The sequence below is a fragment of the Brevundimonas sp. SL161 genome, assembly GCF_049896985.1.
In the GTDB taxonomy this organism is placed as follows: domain Bacteria; phylum Pseudomonadota; class Alphaproteobacteria; order Caulobacterales; family Caulobacteraceae; genus Brevundimonas.
On the sequence record NZ_JAFCVJ010000052.1, the window covers coordinates 2,849 to 6,211 of the forward strand.

Consider the following 3,363-nt stretch of genomic DNA (forward strand, 5'->3'; position numbering starts at 1 on the left):
CAGAAGCAATCCCACATCGTTTCCCACTTAGCCATGACTTGGGGGCCTTAGATGATGGTTAGGGTTGTTTCCCTTTTCACGACGGACGTTAGCACCCGCCGTGTGTCTGCCCGATAGTTCTCTCAGGTATTCGGAGTTTGGTTAGTATTGGTACCACTCGCGCAGCCCGCAACCATCCAGTGCTCTACCCCCTGAGGAATTCGTCGGACGCTCTACCTAAATAGATTTCGCGGAGAACCAGCTATGTCTAGGTTTGATTGGCCTTTCACCCCTATCCACAAGTCATCCCAGAATTTTTCAACATTCACGGGTTCGGACCTCCAGTAAGTGTTACCTTACCTTCATCCTGCTCATGGATAGATCACCTAGTTTCGGGTCGTCATACGTCGAACTTAGCGCCCTATTCAGACTCGCTTTCGCTGCGCCTACACCTAACGGCTTAAGCTTGCTCGACACATGAAGTCGCTGACCCATTATACAAAAGGTACGCCGTCACCCCGCTTGGGGGCTCCGACTGCTTGTAGGCTTCCGATTTCAGGATCTGTTTCACTCCCCTTGTCGGGGTGCTTTTCACCTTTCCCTCACGGTACTTGTTCACTATCGGTCGTAGAGGAGTACTTAGGCTTGGAGGGTGGTCCCCCCATGTTCAGACAGGATTTCACGTGTCCCGCCCTACTCGAGTCTCTTGCTATTTGACGCCTACGGGGCTTTCACCCGCTATGGCCGACCTTTCCAGATCGTTCGGCTTTATATCACAAGAGCACTGGCCTGGTCCCGGTTCGCTCGCCACTACTACGGGAGTCTCGGTTGATGTCCTTTCCTCCGGGTACTGAGATGTTTCAGTTCCCCGGGTTTGCTTAATGAACCCTATGTATTCAGGTCATTATACCTTTGAACAATCCGCCAATCCTCGCCCTCCCGAAGGAAAGCAAAGTTGGAAGACTGTAAAGGTGGGTTTCCCCATTCGGAAATAACCGGATCAAAGGGTGCTAGCGCCTCCCCGGTTCTTATCGCAGCTTGCCACGTCCTTCATCGCCTCTCTACGCCAAGGCATCCGTCAGAAGCCCTTCAACGCTTGATCGTTTCTCAGCAAAACTCATGCAGGGATGATCCAGCCGACTGGAAAGAAATGCCGGCGGGTCCCTGCCTGATTTTTGTCAGACAATGTCTTCTCTCGAACAGATCCTCAAAGCCTATGAACAGGCCGGATCAATTCTTCCTTCACAATATCAATGCTTCAGCGCCGAAGCGGCTGAAGCAATCTCTGTACGATCATACGAGGTCCTGGTGGAGCCAGACGGAGTCGAACCGACGACATCCTGCTTGCAAAGCAGGCGCTCTACCAACTGAGCTATGGCCCCATTCCAACAGGAACAGTGCGAAGCCCAGGAGAGCTTGTCGGTGCGTGTCATGCTGCTAGTCCAGCAGAGCTGGTAGGCCCGGGCAGACTCGAACTGCCGACCTCACGCTTATCAGGCGTGCGCTCTAACCAGGCTGAGCTACGGGCCTATGGCCGCACGACAGCCTGATACCAGGCTCGCGATCGCACACTTCAACGCAACCCGGCCACAGGCCAGGACGCTTTGAAGCGTGAAAATAGGAAAGAGAAACGGAGACGGCGGCATCCCGCAGTTTATTGGAGCGTCAATAATGAACCTCGTGAGAGCTTCACTGGAGACGCATCCTTAGAAAGGAGGTGATCCAGCCGCAGGTTCCCCTACGGCTACCTTGTTACGACTTCACCCCAGTCGCTGACCCTACCGTGGTCGACTGCCTCTCTTGCGAGTTAGCGCATCGCCTTCGGGTAGAACCAACTCCCATGGTGTGACGGGCGGTGTGTACAAGGCCCGGGAACGTATTCACCGCGGCATGCTGATCCGCGATTACTAGCGATTCCAACTTCATGCCCTCGAGTTGCAGAGGACAATCCGAACTGAGACGACTTTTAAGGATTAACCCTCTGTAGTCGCCATTGTAGCACGTGTGTAGCCCACCCTGTAAGGGCCATGAGGACTTGACGTCATCCCCACCTTCCTCCGGCTTAGCACCGGCAGTCCCATTAGAGTTCCCAACTAAATGATGGCAACTAATGGCGAGGGTTGCGCTCGTTGCGGGACTTAACCCAACATCTCACGACACGAGCTGACGACAGCCATGCAGCACCTGTGTCCTAGTCCCCGAAGGGAAAGCCAGATCTCTCTGGCGGTCCAGGCATGTCAAAAGGTGGTAAGGTTCTGCGCGTTGCTTCGAATTAAACCACATGCTCCACCGCTTGTGCGGGCCCCCGTCAATTCCTTTGAGTTTTAATCTTGCGACCGTACTCCCCAGGCGGATTGCTTAATGCGTTAGCTGCGTCACCGAGATGTAAACACCCCGACAACTAGCAATCATCGTTTACGGCGTGGACTACCAGGGTATCTAATCCTGTTTGCTCCCCACGCTTTCGAGCCTCAGCGTCAGTAATGAGCCAGTATGTCGCCTTCGCCACTGGTGTTCTTCCGAATATCTACGAATTTCACCTCTACACTCGGAGTTCCACATACCTCTCTCACACTCAAGACATCCAGTATCAAAGGCAGTTCCAGAGTTGAGCTCTGGGATTTCACCCCTGACTTAAATGTCCGCCTACGCTCCCTTTACGCCCAGTAATTCCGAGCAACGCTAGCCCCCTTCGTATTACCGCGGCTGCTGGCACGAAGTTAGCCGGGGCTTCTTCTCCGGGTACCGTCATTATCGTCCCCGGTGAAAGAATTTTACAATCCTAAGACCTTCATCATTCACGCGGCATGGCTGCGTCAGGCTTTCGCCCATTGCGCAAGATTCCCCACTGCTGCCTCCCGTAGGAGTTTGGGCCGTGTCTCAGTCCCAATGTGGCTGGTCATCCTCTCAGACCAGCTACTGATCGTAGCCTTGGTGAGCCTTTACCTCACCAACTAGCTAATCAGACGCGGGCCGCTCTAATGGCGATAAATCTTTCCCCCGAAGGGCACATTCGGCATTACCACCCGTTTCCAGGAGCTATTCCGAACCAAAAGGCACGTTCCCACGTGTTACTCACCCGTCCGCCACTAACCCCGAAGGGTCCGTTCGACTTGCATGTGTTAGGCCTGCCGCCAGCGTTCGCTCTGAGCCAGGATCAAACTCTCAGGTTGAGTTGACTATCTGACTAAAGCATCACCAGCCTCGAAAGGCCGGTGGGCATTAGTTCTACGTATTTTTGACGAGAACCACTTCGATCAATCCCCGAGGGAACCAACCGACATGGTTGTATCTTTCAAAAAGACCGCAGAGTGTCAGTATCATCGTAATGACCATCACTGGTCATCGCTAGGACACCGCCGCCTGCGTTTCTCTTTCCAAATC

At 53.8% G+C, this 3,363-nt stretch carries 2 tRNA genes and 2 rRNA genes (1 of these 4 running past the window's edge); all 4 read right to left on the reverse strand.

What is annotated here, in order from left to right:
• Window positions 1-1,081: ribosomal RNA gene (locus ACP7AU_RS17210) — 23S ribosomal RNA — on the reverse strand; it reaches 1,801 nt to the left of the window's first position.
• A 204-nt stretch (window positions 1,082-1,285) separates the two neighbouring features.
• A tRNA-Ala gene (locus ACP7AU_RS17215) sits at window positions 1,286-1,361 on the reverse strand.
• Between the two features lie 70 nt (window positions 1,362-1,431).
• Window positions 1,432-1,509: transfer RNA gene (locus ACP7AU_RS17220), tRNA-Ile, on the reverse strand.
• Window positions 1,510-1,689: 180 nt separating this feature from the next.
• Window positions 1,690-3,152: ribosomal RNA gene (locus tag ACP7AU_RS17225) — 16S ribosomal RNA — on the reverse strand.
• The 16S and 23S rRNA genes sit together here with 2 tRNA genes alongside, the layout of an rRNA operon.
• Window positions 3,153-3,363: the final 211 nt, after the last annotated feature.